The sequence below is a fragment of the Candidatus Dactylopiibacterium carminicum genome (assembly GCF_014736495.1).
In the GTDB taxonomy this organism is placed as follows: domain Bacteria; phylum Pseudomonadota; class Gammaproteobacteria; order Burkholderiales; family Rhodocyclaceae; genus Uliginosibacterium; species Uliginosibacterium carminicum.
The window spans coordinates 1-13,194 of the sequence record NZ_MDUX01000024.1; the positions used below are offsets into that span (position 1 = coordinate 1).

15 protein-coding genes and 2 tRNA genes are annotated in these 13,194 nt (G+C 62.4%); 10 read left to right on the forward strand and 7 right to left on the reverse strand.

Annotated features, from left to right (window positions below; translation table 11 throughout):
* The first annotated feature begins 170 nt into the window (after nucleotides 1-170).
* The gene (locus BGI27_RS08755; protein WP_095524494.1) at nucleotides 171-611 is read left to right on the forward strand and encodes a hypothetical protein; all 441 of its coding nucleotides are present in this window, start codon (nucleotides 171-173) and stop codon (nucleotides 609-611) included.
* A gap of 120 nt (nucleotides 612-731) precedes the next feature.
* Here BGI27_RS08755 and orn read toward each other — a convergent pair whose 3' ends face one another.
* On the reverse strand, nucleotides 732-1,283 hold the full coding sequence (gene orn, locus BGI27_RS08760) for an oligoribonuclease (RefSeq protein ID WP_095524495.1): 552 nt from the start codon (nucleotides 1,281-1,283) through the stop codon (nucleotides 732-734).
* Nucleotides 1,284-1,349: 66 nt separating this feature from the next.
* On the opposite strand from orn, the gene BGI27_RS08765 reads away from it, so the two are divergent.
* The 9 genes from BGI27_RS08765 to panB all read left to right on the forward strand — a co-directional run bounded on the left by BGI27_RS08765 (nucleotide 1,350) and on the right by panB (nucleotide 8,963).
* The gene (locus BGI27_RS08765) at nucleotides 1,350-2,603 is read left to right on the forward strand and encodes a M48 family metallopeptidase (protein ID WP_095524496.1); all 1,254 of its coding nucleotides are present in this window, start codon (nucleotides 1,350-1,352) and stop codon (nucleotides 2,601-2,603) included.
* Entirely contained in the window at nucleotides 2,600-3,511 is a 912-nt protein-coding gene (gene rsgA, locus BGI27_RS08770) for a ribosome small subunit-dependent GTPase A (RefSeq protein ID WP_095524497.1), read from the forward strand. The genes BGI27_RS08765 and rsgA overlap by 4 nt, the downstream gene beginning before the upstream one ends.
* Before the next feature lie 100 nt (nucleotides 3,512-3,611).
* Entirely contained in the window at nucleotides 3,612-4,289 is a 678-nt protein-coding gene (hda, locus tag BGI27_RS08775; RefSeq protein ID WP_095524498.1) for a DnaA regulatory inactivator Hda, read from the forward strand.
* 91 nt (nucleotides 4,290-4,380) lie between these two features.
* Nucleotides 4,381-5,091, forward strand: coding sequence for a histidinol-phosphatase (locus BGI27_RS08780; protein ID WP_095524499.1), 711 nt, complete (start codon nucleotides 4,381-4,383; stop codon nucleotides 5,089-5,091).
* Nucleotides 5,092-5,202: 111 nt separating this feature from the next.
* Nucleotides 5,203-6,552: a polynucleotide adenylyltransferase PcnB gene (pcnB, locus tag BGI27_RS08785; RefSeq protein WP_095524500.1), complete on the forward strand. Its 1,350-nt coding sequence runs from the start codon at nucleotides 5,203-5,205 to the stop codon at nucleotides 6,550-6,552.
* 5 nt (nucleotides 6,553-6,557) lie between these two features.
* Nucleotides 6,558-7,049: a 2-amino-4-hydroxy-6-hydroxymethyldihydropteridine diphosphokinase gene (gene folK / locus BGI27_RS08790; protein ID WP_223871709.1), complete on the forward strand. Its 492-nt coding sequence runs from the start codon at nucleotides 6,558-6,560 to the stop codon at nucleotides 7,047-7,049.
* Between the two features lie 3 nt (nucleotides 7,050-7,052).
* Nucleotides 7,053-7,403, forward strand: coding sequence for a DMT family protein (locus tag BGI27_RS08795; protein ID WP_223871710.1), 351 nt, complete (start codon nucleotides 7,053-7,055; stop codon nucleotides 7,401-7,403).
* 3 nt (nucleotides 7,404-7,406) lie between these two features.
* Entirely contained in the window at nucleotides 7,407-8,042 is a 636-nt protein-coding gene (locus BGI27_RS08800; RefSeq protein ID WP_095524501.1) for a deoxynucleoside kinase, read from the forward strand.
* 105 nt (nucleotides 8,043-8,147) lie between these two features.
* Nucleotides 8,148-8,963, forward strand: a complete 816-nt coding sequence (gene panB, locus BGI27_RS08805) for a 3-methyl-2-oxobutanoate hydroxymethyltransferase (RefSeq protein ID WP_095524502.1) — start codon at nucleotides 8,148-8,150, stop codon at nucleotides 8,961-8,963.
* A gap of 58 nt (nucleotides 8,964-9,021) precedes the next feature.
* On the opposite strand, the gene BGI27_RS08810 is transcribed toward panB, so the two are convergent.
* The 6 genes from BGI27_RS08810 to BGI27_RS08835 all read right to left on the reverse strand — a co-directional run bounded on the left by BGI27_RS08810 (nucleotide 9,022) and on the right by BGI27_RS08835 (nucleotide 13,115).
* A complete protein-coding gene (locus tag BGI27_RS08810) occupies nucleotides 9,022-10,254 on the reverse strand; it encodes a J domain-containing protein (RefSeq protein WP_095524503.1) in 1,233 nt (410 codons plus the stop codon).
* Nucleotides 10,251-11,105 carry an ankyrin repeat domain-containing protein gene (locus tag BGI27_RS08815; protein ID WP_141239780.1) on the reverse strand — a complete coding sequence of 285 codons (855 nt, stop codon included), beginning with the start codon at nucleotides 11,103-11,105 and terminating at the stop codon, nucleotides 10,251-10,253. Before BGI27_RS08815 ends, BGI27_RS08810 begins: the two co-directional genes overlap by 4 nt.
* Before the next feature lie 69 nt (nucleotides 11,106-11,174).
* Nucleotides 11,175-11,459, reverse strand: coding sequence for a hypothetical protein (locus tag BGI27_RS08820; RefSeq protein WP_095524505.1), 285 nt, complete (start codon nucleotides 11,457-11,459; stop codon nucleotides 11,175-11,177).
* A 125-nt stretch (nucleotides 11,460-11,584) separates the two neighbouring features.
* A tRNA-Arg gene (locus tag BGI27_RS08825) sits at nucleotides 11,585-11,661 on the reverse strand.
* Between the two features lie 67 nt (nucleotides 11,662-11,728).
* A tRNA-Ser gene (locus tag BGI27_RS08830) sits at nucleotides 11,729-11,822 on the reverse strand.
* Nucleotides 11,823-11,885: 63 nt separating this feature from the next.
* Nucleotides 11,886-13,115, reverse strand: coding sequence for an aspartate kinase (locus BGI27_RS08835; RefSeq protein ID WP_095524506.1), 1,230 nt, complete (start codon nucleotides 13,113-13,115; stop codon nucleotides 11,886-11,888).
* Between the last annotated feature and the right edge of the window lie 79 nt (nucleotides 13,116-13,194).

Here is a 13,194-nt window from a genome sequence, read left to right on the forward strand (position 1 = left end):
CTCACACCCAAATTCCAGAATGTAAACACATTCCGGATACTGTGAACAGGCTCTAGGGTCTGGTGCCAGTCATCTGCCGGCTCGCAAGTGCCTGCCACCAGCCCCTCGTGGAACGGACCACGCAAACGGCGGTCTGTATCATCATCCGCCCCGTTAGACGGAGACTGCCCATGAAGAACTTTCCCCGCCTGTTAGCACTCGCCGTACTTGCCCTGCTGCTGGGCGCTTGTGCCACTGCCAACTACTATCCTCACGAAGCCCGCGAAAATGTGCATCAGGGCAAGGGAGGCTCACGCTTCCAGTACGAAGGTCTGGATGTCTGGTTCATCGGTGAGCCCGACCGGCGCTACAAGATCCTGGGCTACATCGAGGACAGCGTGAGCTCCACAGTGGATGACCAGCACAGACGCATTTCCAGCGAGGTCGCGAAGAAAGCCCACGAGATCGGTGCCGATGCGCTGATCGAGGTGGTCACCAGCCGCCAGGCCGACAGCAGCGTCAGCATCGGCAGCGTGTTCGGTGGCCGCCACAGTGGTTTCGGCATGGGCTTCGGCTTCCCCGTGACCGAACAACAGAACGCACGCTACACCGCGATCAAGTTCCTCGACTGAGCCTGGCCCGCTGCGCATGTGGTCGAGAGCATCAAGGGCGCGCGGGCAAACCGTCATGGTCGACAGGCTCACCACGAACGGTTTGATGGATCCCCCCGATTGAGGGGTGTGTCTTGGAAGTCATTCCGGCAGGCGCAGGAAATTGGCGCGGTAGTAGCACAGTTCCTCGATGGATTCGCGGATGTCGGCCAGCGCGGTGTGCGCCTCGCTCTTCTTCACACCCTTGAACACTTCGGGATGCCAACGCCGCGCAAGCTCCTTGAGCGTCGAAACGTCGAGATTGCGGTAGTGGAAGTACGCTTCAAGCGTCGGCATGTAGCGCGCCATGAAGCGGCGATCCTGTCCGATGGTATTGCCGCACATGGGCGTCGTACGCTTGGGCACGTATTGCGCCATCCATTCCAGATAGAGCGCCTCGGCGGCGGCTTCGTCGATGCGTGACGCCTTCACGCGCTCGATCAGGCCTGACTTGCCGTGGGTGTTCTTGTTCCAGTCGTCCATTGCATTCAGCACTTCATCCGGCTGATGCACGGCCACTACCGGGCTTTCGGCGATCACTTCGAGATTCACGTTGGTGACGATCATCGCGATTTCGATGATGCGGTCGCGATCCGGTTCCAGGCCGGTCATCTCCATGTCCAGCCAGACCAGGTTGTTCGCATCCTGTGCCATATAATCCTCCCGCGCTTGCAAAGCGCGCATTCTCGCACGTAGCCCCTGCCCACCTCGTACCCACCCATGAGCGCATCCACGGTCACCGCCCTTTTCCTGTTCACCCTGCTGGTCTCCAACGGCATCCGCCTGTGGCTGTCGCTGCGCCAGGCACGCCATGTACGCCTGCATCGCGCGGCGGTGCCGGCCGAGTTCGCGGCCAGCATCGGGCTCCCGGCGCACCAGAAAGCGGCGGACTACACACTGGCCAAGGGGCGTTATGGCCGCCTCGATCTCGCCTGGAGCCTCATCTGGCTGCTGGTGCTGACGCTGGGCGGTGGCCTGCAATGGATGCATGGCTGGCTGGCGCAATGGCTGGATCCCGCCGGCCTGTGGCACGGCATGGCCCTGTTCGGCCTGCTTTCGGTGCTCTCCTTCGCGTGGGAACTGCCCGGCACGCTCTACCAGACCTTCGGCCTCGAAGCCCGGTTCGGCTTCAACCAGACCACACCGGCGGTGTTCATCGCGGATACCGCGAAGAGCGCCCTGCTGACCGTGCTGATCGGCGCCCCCCTGCTATGGTGCGTGCTGTGGCTGATGCGCAGCATGGGCGCCAGCTGGTGGCTGTGGACCTGGGCGCTGCTGATCGCCTTCAACCTTGCGGCGATGGTGATCTATCCGCTGTTCATCGCGCCGCTGTTCAACAAATTCGAGCCGCTGCAGGATGAATCGCTGGTTTCCCGCATCAATGCGCTGCTCGCGCGCTGCGGCTTCCAGAGCAAGGGGCTGTTCGTGATGGATGGCTCGCGCCGCTCCGCGCATGGCAACGCCTACTTCACCGGCTTCGGCGCGGCCAAGCGCATCGTGTTCTACGACACCTTGCTGAAGGCGCTCACGCCGGAGGAGGTGGAAGCCGTGCTGGCGCACGAACTGGGCCACTTCAAGCATCGCCACATCGTGCAGCGCCTGGTGCTGTTCGCGCTGTTGTCACTGGCCTTCTTCGCGATCCTGGGCTGGCTGGCACAACAACCGGCCTTCTTCACAGGGCTGGGCGTACCGGCGCAGAGCGAAGCGCTCACCCTGATCCTGTTCTCGCTGATCCTCGGCCCCTTCACCTTCCCGCTCACGCCCCTGATGAGTTTCTGGTCGCGCAAGCATGAATTCGAGGCGGACGCCTACGCGGTCGCCAATGCACGTGCAGAGGATCTGGTATCCGCGCTGGTGAAGCTCTATCGCGACAACGCCAGCACGCTGACGCCAGACCCGCTGCATTCGCTGTTCTACGATTCGCATCCGCCCGCCGCGATCCGCATCGGCCGGCTGAAGGCGGCTGCGGTATGAGTCAGCCGCTCACCGGCACGGTGGTTGCCGCCTTCGGTCGCCAATACGCCGTGCGCCTGGAGGATGGGCGCGAACTGCTGTGCGTACCGCGCGCCAAGAAGAGTGAAGTGGCCTGTGGCGACGCCGTGGAGATCGCGCTCACCAGCGCGGACCAGGGCGTGATCGAACGCATCCGCGAGCGCAGCAGCCTGTTCTATCGCGCAGACCAGTGGAAGGAAAAGCTGATCGCGGCCAACGTGAGCCAGGTAGTGGTGGTGGTGGCCACCGAACCGGGTTTCTCGGACGAACTGATCACGCGCTGTCTGGTTGCCGCCGACGCGCAGGACATTCCGGCGCTGATCGTGCTGAACAAGTGCGACCTCGTCGCACAGTTGCCCGCCGCGCGCGCGCAGCTGGAAATCTTCGTACGTGCCGGCCATGAGGTCTTGGCACTTTCCGCCCGGGAAGACGTGGCGGTGCTGCGCAACCGCCTGGCCGGCCACACCAGCCTGCTCGTGGGGCAATCCGGCATGGGCAAATCGACACTCACCAACGCTCTGGTGCCGGACGCCGAAGCCCGCACACGCGAAATCTCGGCGGTGCTGGATTCAGGCAAACACACCACCACACACGCACGCCTGTATCCGCTGCCCGCCGACACGACATCGGGGGGTTTCCTGATCGACAGCCCCGGCCTGCAAAGTTTCGGCCTTGCACATCTGTCGCAACGGGAAATCGAAACCGGCTTCCTGGAAATCCGCCCATTGCTGGGCAGTTGCCGCTTCCGAGACTGTCAACATCTGAAAGAGCCGGACTGCGCGCTGCGTGCCGCACGCGATGCCGGTGACTTCAGCGAACGCCGCTACGCCACCCTGCTGCAATTGCTCGACGAGCATCGCGTGGCTGTGCGCCACCGGCTGGAGCATTGACCGGCAGCCCGGTAAAATCCGCCCTTTCCCGCAACCCACGCGCCTGCCGTCCGATGCTCCACTCCGCGCGCCTTGCGCCTTCCTTCCTCACCGCACCGCCATGCAGCAACTGACGCTGGACGTACGCCCGCGGCTGGAGCCGACACTGGACGGCTTCGTCACCGGCGACAACCAGGCCCTGCTGGCAGCGCTGCGACAACAAGCCGGCGCACAGGATGGCAGTTGGCTGTACCTGTGGGGAGCGCCGGCCTCGGGACGCAGCCATCTGCTGCAGGCCACCGTGCGCGAAGCTTGCCGCCCGGCACGCTACCTGTCCGCCGATCGGGCTGGCGAGCTGCAGATCACAGCGGGAGCGCTGGTTGCCGTGGATGATGTGGAGCAACTCGACGAAGCCGGCCAGGCCGCGCTATTCCGTGCGCTGATCCAGGCACGCGAAGCGCAGGGCAGCCTGATCCTGGCCGGCAACGCACCGCCGCAGCATCTGCGCATCCGTGAAGATGTGCGCACCCGCATCGGCCAGGCACTGATCTTCGAGGTCCAGCCGCTGGACGATACCGCCAAGGGCCTGCTGTTGATGCAGCACGCCGCCGCACGTGGCTTCATGCTGGAAGCGGATATCGTCGAATACCTGCTGCGCCACGGCCGCCGCGACGCCCGCTGGCTGATGGCCGTACTCGACGCACTGGATGAAGCCTCGCTGACCCAGGCCCGCCCGGTCACGCTGCCCTTGCTGCGCGAGATCCTGCGTGAGGATTGCGAACCCGAGCTGCCTTTCTAGATATTGCTCAGGAGGAAGGGCGGAGAGGGAACGGTAAAATTCCCCCGCTCAGCATCTCCTTCCCTTTTCCCCTTTTATCCTCTTCCAGAACATGAATCTCGCCCTCTTCGATCTCGACAACACGCTGCTCGACGGCGACTCCGACCACGCCTGGGGCCAGTTCCTGTGCGACCAGGGCATCGTCGACGCCGCCGAATACAAGGCTCGGAACGACGCCTTCTATGAACAGTACAAAGCCGGCACGCTGGACATCGACGCCTTCCTGGAATTCGTGCTCGCCCCGTTGGCCGGCAAACCGCGCGAAGAACTGCAGGCACTGCACGACCGTTTCATGAACGACGTGATCTTCGGCATGGTGAATCCGCTGGGCCAGGAGCTGGTGCGCTGGCACATCGATCAGGGCGACCTGTGCGCGGTGGTGACTGCCACGCATGCCTTCATCACCGCCCCGATCGTGCGCTACTTCTATCATGTGCCACATCTGATCGCGACCATCCCAGCGCTCGAAAACGGCCTATTCACCGGCAAACCACGCGGCATCCCGGCTTTCCGCGCAGGCAAGATCGCACGCGTGGAAGCCTGGCTGGAATCGATGGCCCTGGATTTTTCCAGCTTCGATAAGAGCTGGTTCTACAGCGATTCGTCCAATGACATCCCGCTGCTGGAACGGGTCAGCGAGCCGGTGGCCGTGGATCCTTGCCCGGCCCTGCGCCTGCGCGCCGAAAGCCTCGGCTGGCCGATCATCAGCCTGCGCGGCCGGGATGAGGACGGCGCCGGCGAAGGCATCATCCTGCACGCCTGATCCCAAAATAGCTGAAAGCGGCAAGCGATACGCCCGCATGGCGATGGCGATATACTTGCCGCCTTCATCCGAACCAACCTGACCGGGCACGCGCCCAAGACGCTCACGAGCATGATCCGAAAACTGCTGCGCAAGGTATTCCGCAAGGCGCCCGGCGCCCCCACGGCCCAGGCGGCCAGTATTCTGGTCGAGCAGCACGGCATCCGGCGCGAGATGGTTTCATCGGCAGCGCGCAAAGTCTGCGCAGGGCTTCAGGAGGCGGGCTTCAAGGCCTACGTGGTCGGTGGCGCGGTACGCGACCTGATCGCACACATCGATCCCAAGGATTTCGACGTGGCCACCAATGCCACGCCTGAAGAAGTGCGTCGCATCTTCCGCCGCTCACGCATCATCGGCCGTCGCTTCCGCATCGTGCATGTGATGTTCGGCCCGGAAACCATCGAGGTTTCCACCTTTCGCGCGCTGCACGACGACGATACCGAGACCGACGAGCACGGCCGCGTACTGCAGGACAACGTCTGGGGCTCCATCGAGGAAGACGCCACACGGCGCGATTTCACGGTCAACGCCCTGTATTACGACCCGACCACGGAAACCGTGCTGGACTTCCACCATGGCGTGGCCGATCTCAAGCAGAAAACCATGCGTGTGATCGGCGAGCCGGACGCACGCTACCGTGAAGACCCGGTGCGCATGCTGCGTGCCGTGCGCCTGGCGGCCAAGCTCGAATTGATCCTTGATCCGGCCGCGCGCCGTCCCATCCGCGAGTTGGGCCCGCTGCTGGCCAATGTGCCGGCCGCACGCCTGTTTGACGAAATGCTCAAGCTGCTTGCCAGCGGCTATGCCGTGGTGAGCCTCAAGCGGCTGCGTGACGAAGGTCTGCATCAGGGCCTGCTGCCATTGCTCGACGTGATCCTGGAGCAGCCACAAGGGGCGCGTTTCGTCTGGCTGGCCCTTGAGAACACGGACAGCCGCGTCCGCGCGGGCAAACCTATTTCGCCTGGCTTCCTGTTCGCCACCTTGTTATGGAACGAAGTGCTGAAGGCCTGGAAGGCTCGCCGCGAAGCCGGCGAACATACCCAGCCGGCCTTGTTCGCAGCGATGGATGAAGTGCTCGCCTCACAAGCCGAAAAACTTGCCATCACACGCCGCATCGCGGCCGACATCACCGAAATCTGGGCACTGCAACCGCGCTTCGAGAAGCGTGCAGGCAAGGCCCCCTTCCGTCTCATCGAACAGCCACGCTTCCGCGCCGGCTACGATTTCCTGCGGCTGCGCGCGGAATCCGGCGAGATCGACATGGAACTGCCTGACTGGTGGGATAACTTTGCGCATGCCGACACCGGTGAACGCGAAACGCTGCTGGTCGCCGACAAAAAGACAAAAGGTACGCGCAAACGCCGCCCGCGCCGCCGCAAACCACGCGGCGACCAGGCGCCGGTACCGGCCGAGGAGGCCTGAACGCCGTGGCTACCATTGCCTGGATAGGCCTGGGTGCCAACCTCGGCACCCCCGCACAGACGCTGCGTGAAGCCATCGCGCGGCTCGGTGCCCAACCGGGCTGCCGGCTGATCACTCACTCCAGTCTGTATGCGAGTGCGCCGCTGGGTGAGGATACGGCAGGCCAGCCGGAATACGTCAATGCCGTCGCCGCGCTGGATACCAGCCTCAGCGCCCGCGAACTGCTCGACATGCTGTTGCAGGTGGAGCGTGAATTCGGCCGTCAGCGCAGCCGCCGCAATGCTGCCCGCACCCTGGACCTGGATCTGCTGCTCTACGGCCATGAGTGCATCCATGTGGCCGATCTGGATGTGCCTCACCCGCGCATGCACGAACGCGCCTTCGTGCTGATTCCGCTGTCCGAACTGGCGCGCGAAGCCCACATCCCGGGCCGCGGCTTCGTCGGCGAGCTGCTGGCGGTGCTGCCCGATCAGCACATCCGCCGTCTGCCCAACTGAGTCATGCCCGCCATCCCCGTCTGGTTGCAGACCACCGGCCTGCTCATTGCCTCGAATGTCTTCATGACCTTCGCCTGGTATGGCCACCTCAAACACCTGCAGCACCGCCCGTGGTTCATCGCTGCGCTCATCGCCTGGAGCATTGCGCTGTTCGAATACCTGCTGCAGGTGCCGGCCAACCGCATCGGTGTGCAGGAATTCTCCATCGCCCAGCTCAAGATCATGCAGGAAGCGATCACCCTGGCGGTGTTCGTACCCTTCTCCGTGTATTACATGCAGCAGCCATTGAAGCTCGACTATCTGTGGGCCACGCTGTGCATGATAGGCGCGGTGTACTTCATCTTCAGGAGCTGACGCATGCTCGACAAGGCACGCCATATCGTCGTCGAAGGCCCCATCGGGGCCGGCAAGACCAGCCTCGCGCGGCGCCTGTCGGAACGGCTGAACGCAGATCTGATCCTCGAACAGCCCGAGGCCAACCCCTTCCTGGCACGCTTCTATGCCGACCGCGAACGCTGGGCGCTGGCCACCCAGATCGAATTCCTGTTCCAGCGCACGGCCCTGCTGGGTGAGGCTGTCCGGGCACTGGATGCAGGCCAGCGGGTGGTCAGCGATTTCATCCTCGACAAGGACCCGCTGTTTGCCGGACTGAACCTCGATGAAGACGAAACCCGTCTTTACGAACGTCTCTTTACCGAACTGCGGCCGGCACCGTTACGCCCGGACTTGGTGATCTACCTTCAGGCCCAACCCGATACCCTGATCGAACGCGTACGCAAGCGCGGACTGGATGCCGAACGACGCATCACCGAACATTACCTCGCCACAGTTTCCGAGCGCTATGCGCGCTTCTTCCATGATTTCGACTCGGCGCCCCTGTTCGTGATTAACGCCGAGGTGCTCAATCCGGTCGATGAAGATGACGACTTCGAGCTGATCCTGCAGCGCCTGCAAGCCATGCGCGGGTATCGCGAATACTTCAGCTACGCCTGAGGCGCTCAAAACAGGCGCATGGCGCCATAAGAACTCTGGATGCCCGAATGCCCCGCTTTGGAAGACAATGCGCCCCTCGCGGACAAGTCTTCCACAGAAGTCACGATGAGCTACCTCGAAAACAGCAAACCCGTTACCCTCGCCGAACTGGCGCGCATGCGTGCAGCGGGCGAGAAGATCGCGATGCTGACTGCCTACGACGCCAGCTTCGCCGCATTGTGCGAACGCAATGGGGTGGACGTGCTGCTGGTAGGCGACTCCCTGGGCAACGTGGTTCAGGGACAGAAAAGCACCCTGCCGGTGACTATGGAACACATGGTCTATCACACCGAATGTGTCGCCCGGGGTACGCAACGCGCCTGGGTAATCACCGACCTGCCCTTCGGCAGCTACCAGGAAAACCCGGCACAGGCGCTTCGCAACGCGGTGCGTCTGATGGCTGCCGGCGCCCAGATGGTAAAGCTGGAGGGCGGTGCATACATCGCCGAAACCGTACGTTTTCTGGTCGAGCGCGGCGTGCCAGTCTGTGCGCATATCGGGCTGACACCGCAATCCGTACACCAACTGGGCGGCTATCGGGTGCAAGGCCGGGGTGAAGCGGCGGCAGCGCAACTGAAGGCAGATGCCCTGACGCTGGAAACTGCCGGTGCAACGATGGTTGTCATGGAGATGGTGCCCGCGCAGCTGGGTGCCGACATCACCCGCTCGCTGAAGCAGATGGCCACCATCGGTATCGGTGCAGGCAAGGACTGTGACGGGCAGGTGCTAGTCCTGCATGACATGCTGGGGGTGTATCCCGGCAAGAAGGCCCGTTTCGTGAAGAACTTCATGGAAGGCGCGGCTAACGTCGATGCAGCCGTGGCTGCCTATGCTGCAGCCGTGAAGAATGGCAGTTTCCCTGCCCCTGAACATACCTACTGACAACTGACAGGCCGATTCGTAGGCCGAAGCGCCTGCTGCTTCCGTGCAGAGGAGTACATCAACCGCACTGGCTGCGGATGTATTCCGCCACCTTGCGCAGGCGGGGAGCATCGAAACTCCCATCGGGCTCGTCGCGTGTGACGCACAGGTTGATTCCGACCTCGAAGCCGCGCGCCGACAACCAGGCCTGACGTGCTTGCCATTGCTCACGCTGCTCGGCATTTTCCAGAGCGGTCAGATGCTCCCACAGCCATGGCTGCTGTCTGGCATCGCGGATGGTGAAGGCGGGCTCGCGTCCGTCGGGAGGAGGATCGCCCTGCAGTACCGCCCGATAGGAGTAGTTGAGTCCCATCTCGTCGAGTAATCGCGCAATCTCCAGTTCCGCAGCACTGCAGATCTGCCCTGAAGCGGCCACGCCCGCCGACGCCTCTTGCGACAGAGCCTCCACAAGCACGACCGACGCCGCAGCCTCGGACGCCACGACCACCTGGAGCGGCTCTTCCCGCCTTCCGAGCTGTGATTGCAGTTGTGTCTGCTCACGCTCCGCCTGAGCAATATCGCGCCGCACGCCCTGCTCGATGAGAGAGAGTTTGTCCTCACCGCGCGCCTCCGCTTCGCACACCGTGGAGTAGAGACGATGCAGGCTGGAATCGCGCAACAGGCGAATGGCTTCGCCAATCTCCCCGATCTGCTCGCGTACACGCGCCAGCAGGCGGATTGTGCGGATCAGGCGAGTGGCTGCGTCATCGGCCGCCGGACGGGCACGCATCTGATATTCGTCGATGAGCGCCTGGATGGAGTGCACATGCCCAGCACGATAGGCAACATTGATGCGCGCCATGATGTCGTCGCGCAGACTGCGGTCCGCCTCGTCATCGGCACGATCCGGGTGAACGATGCGCGCCGCCATACGGTAATACTTGCGCAGCTCTTCATCTGGAGCGAAGTGTTCTTCCCCCGGCTCCAGCTCGAAGGCCCGTGCCGCGTCGGCACTGGCGTTGGCTTGTGCCGATGCAGCATTGACGGCGGCCTGTCGCTGGGCATCCCGTGGCGTCAGGCGCGCGCGCAGACGCGCGTTTTCCGCTCGCAAGGCGTCCAGGCGTGCATATAGCTCCCCCACGCGTCGCCAGTATCTTGCTTTAAATGCCGCCAACGCATTCTGCAAGGTGACGTATTCCGTCTGTACTTCGGCGTACTGCTCTTCGAGTGTTTCGAGCAGATGCAGCTTGGCCTCCAGCTCCAGGGCCTCGGGCGCGGGCTTGTCGCTGCTGAGCCAGTTGAACATGTTCATGCACGCATCCTCGCACGATAGGCGCGTGCAAGGTAGGGCCGCTGCTCGGCGCCGAGCATCTGTGCAAGCCAGTCAAAAAGGACCAGCAGGCTGCGCTGGACATCGGCCGATTCAGCCAGCAGATTGTTGAGGAAGGATTGCGCCTCGCGATAGGCCGTGTCTGAGCAGTTCAGGAAGCAGTCATCCATGCGGCTGAAGACACTATGCACTTCCTCCCTCCGCCGCGTGGACTCGAGCAGGGAGACCAGGGCATCGCGCTCTCCGCCCTGCAAAGCCATCTGCAGTGGCGTCTCGCCACTACCGGACTCCATTTGACTGGCATCCGCACCGTAGCACAACAGCAGTGCGACAGCCTCGGCATGTGCATTCAGGATTGCGTAATGCAGAGGAGAAAGATGCAGGCTGAGCCCATCCTCAAGACTGTCATCAAGAGCATCCGGATCGGCACCGGCTGCCAACAGGATCTCGATTGCCCCAAGCGCACCGCGGGCCGCAGCATAATGCAAAGGTTGCCGGCCGTCTGGCGTTACGCTGTCGAAAGCCGCGCCAGCCTTCAGCAGCAGGGCAACAGCGCCTGCCCGGTCATTCAGCGCGGCAACATGCAGGGGCGTCCCCAGAAGATGCACGCCCAGCTCGTCGTCATACGCATGCCGAGCACTCTGGATATCGAACGTCGCCCCCGCACCAATCAATGCAGCCAGCAGATCATCCAGACCGCGCGCAGCGGCCAGATGCAACGCGGACTCCTTGCTCTCGGGCAGGCAGGCATCCGGATCTGCGCCGGCCTCGACCAAGTACGCAGCTGCCGCCGCATGCCCCGCTTCCAGCGCCATCAACAAGGGGGAAGCCATGCCGGCCGCAGCACGCCCTTCGACTGCTGCGCCATGCTCCAGCAAAACACCCAGGCACGCCTTGGCCCCCTACTGCGCAGCGGTTTCAATCAGCAAACAACCACCCGGCACTGCATGGAGCAGTGCTGGGCTTTCCTGCAACAACGCAGCGAGTTCCCCTGCCCGATCAAGCTTGATCGCCTGCAGCGCCTGTGATTGAGTAGCATCGGATACGGGCAGCTCTGTCCGCCAGAGCAAAGCCAGACCACGATTGACGAAGCCGGCGGAATCCTCGATCAACGCCAGTGTTTGCCCCTGCCCGGGGTCGGCGGGAACTGTACGCAGGATGGAAGGCAACGGGATCTCGGTCGACATTGTCGCAATGGCAGAACACAAGAGCCCGCATCATACTGCGCCCCCCGTGACACGCGCAGCAGCGAAAAGCGGCATGAAAATGGAAAAAGCCGCTGATTCTTTTGAAATCAGCGGCTTTTTTGAATTGGCGCGCCCGGAAGGATTCGAACCTTCTACCCCTTGGTTCGTAGCCAAGTACTCTATCCAGATGAGCTACGGGCGCAATGCGAAGAATTGAGATTATGAACTAACTTCAGCGCTTTTGCAACACTTTTTAGTGCGCTTTTTTTTGGCGGAGAGTGAGGGATTCGAACCCTCGATACAGGTTTTAGCCCGTATGCTCCCTTAGCAGGGGAGTGCCTTCGACCTCTCGGCCAACTCTCCATCCGCAAAAGAGCGCGCATGTTAGCTGGCGAAGGGCTCGCCGTCAATCATGCGGCAGTACTTTCACGCCGGGGCCTGGTCCAGCCCGAAAGCCTTATGCAGAACGCGTACCGCCAGCTCCAGATACTTCTCGTCGATTACGACGGAAATCTTGATCTCCGAAGTGGAGATCATCTGGATGTTGATGCCCTCCTCCGCCAAGGTGCGGAACAACCGACTGGCGATACCGACATGGGAGCGCATCCCCACGCCAACCACGGATACCTTTGCCATCGAACGGTCGTTACGCACTTCGCGCGCACCCACATGTGCCTTCACACCCTCGAGAATGCCCAGCGCGCGCTCCATCTCGCCACGCGGCACCGTGAAGGAGAAATCAGTACTGCCATCCTGACCAGCATTCTGGATGATCATGTCTACATCAATGTTGGCATCCGCGATCGGCCCGAGGATCTGATAAGCAATGCCAGGGCGATCAGGTACGCCCAGCACGGTGAGTTTGGCTTCATCACGGTTGAAGGCGATGCCGGAAATGATCGGCTGTTCCATCTTGATATCTTCCTCGAAAGTGATCAGGGTGCCTTCGCCTCCATCCTGGAAACTGGAGAGCACCCGCAGTCTGACCTTGTACTTGCCTGCGAACTCGACCGAACGGATCTGCAGCACCTTGGAGCCCAAACTGGCCATCTCCAGCATTTCCTCGAAGGTGATGTGATCCAGCTTGCGCGCCTCCGGCACGATGCGAGGGTCTGTCGTATAGACGCCATCGACATCGGTATAGATCTGGCACTCATCAGCATGCAAAGCGGCTGCCAGCGCAACCCCTGTGGTGTCCGACCCACCACGCCCCAGCGTGGTGATGTTCCCCGCGTCATCAACGCCCTGAAAACCCGCGACAACAACCACACAACCATCATCCAGATCCCGACGCATGCGCTCTTCATCGATCCGCAGGATGCGGGCCTTGGTGAAAGAGCTGTCAGTCAGGATGCGTACCTGCGATCCGGTATAGCTGCGCGCCTTGATGCCCTCGGCCTGCAATGCCATGCTCAACAGACCGATGGTGACCTGCTCGCCGGTCGAGATAACGACATCCAGCTCGCGAGGATCTGGTTTGGACTGGACTTCCTTGGCCAGAGCGATGAGGCGATTGGTCTCACCTCTCATGGCCGAAACTACCACCACAATCTGATGCCCCTCGGCGTGCGCCCTGGCAACGCGCTTGGCGACATTGCGGATGCGTTCGGGCGAACCCACCGACGTGCCACCGTACTTCTGAACAATCAGTGCCATCTTGGATACTCGATCCGTCAACGAAATGGGAAAACGAGGATTTTAGCGCGAAGCAACTGACCACGGCGACAGCGCTACC

Bases quoted from the DNA above. Each gene is read 5' to 3' on its own strand.
- BGI27_RS08755 (WP_095524494.1), top strand. From the start codon at position 171: ATGAAGAACTTTCCCCGCCTGTTAGCACTCGCCGTACTTGCCCTGCTG.
- orn (WP_095524495.1), bottom strand. From the start codon at position 1,283: ATGGCACAGGATGCGAACAACCTGGTCTGGCTGGACATGGAGATGACC.
- BGI27_RS08765 (WP_095524496.1), top strand. From the start codon at position 1,350: ATGAGCGCATCCACGGTCACCGCCCTTTTCCTGTTCACCCTGCTGGTC.
- rsgA (WP_095524497.1), top strand. From the start codon at position 2,600: ATGAGTCAGCCGCTCACCGGCACGGTGGTTGCCGCCTTCGGTCGCCAA.
- hda (WP_095524498.1), top strand. From the start codon at position 3,612: ATGCAGCAACTGACGCTGGACGTACGCCCGCGGCTGGAGCCGACACTG.
- BGI27_RS08780 (WP_095524499.1), top strand. From the start codon at position 4,381: ATGAATCTCGCCCTCTTCGATCTCGACAACACGCTGCTCGACGGCGAC.
- pcnB (WP_095524500.1), top strand. From the start codon at position 5,203: ATGATCCGAAAACTGCTGCGCAAGGTATTCCGCAAGGCGCCCGGCGCC.
- BGI27_RS08795 (WP_223871710.1), top strand. From the start codon at position 7,053: ATGCCCGCCATCCCCGTCTGGTTGCAGACCACCGGCCTGCTCATTGCC.
- BGI27_RS08800 (WP_095524501.1), top strand. From the start codon at position 7,407: ATGCTCGACAAGGCACGCCATATCGTCGTCGAAGGCCCCATCGGGGCC.
- panB (WP_095524502.1), top strand. From the start codon at position 8,148: ATGAGCTACCTCGAAAACAGCAAACCCGTTACCCTCGCCGAACTGGCG.
- BGI27_RS08810 (WP_095524503.1), bottom strand. From the start codon at position 10,254: ATGAACATGTTCAACTGGCTCAGCAGCGACAAGCCCGCGCCCGAGGCC.
- BGI27_RS08815 (WP_141239780.1), bottom strand. From the start codon at position 11,105: ATGGCTTCCCCCTTGTTGATGGCGCTGGAAGCGGGGCATGCGGCGGCA.
- BGI27_RS08820 (WP_095524505.1), bottom strand. From the start codon at position 11,459: ATGTCGACCGAGATCCCGTTGCCTTCCATCCTGCGTACAGTTCCCGCC.
- BGI27_RS08835 (WP_095524506.1), bottom strand. From the start codon at position 13,115: ATGGCACTGATTGTTCAGAAGTACGGTGGCACGTCGGTGGGTTCGCCC.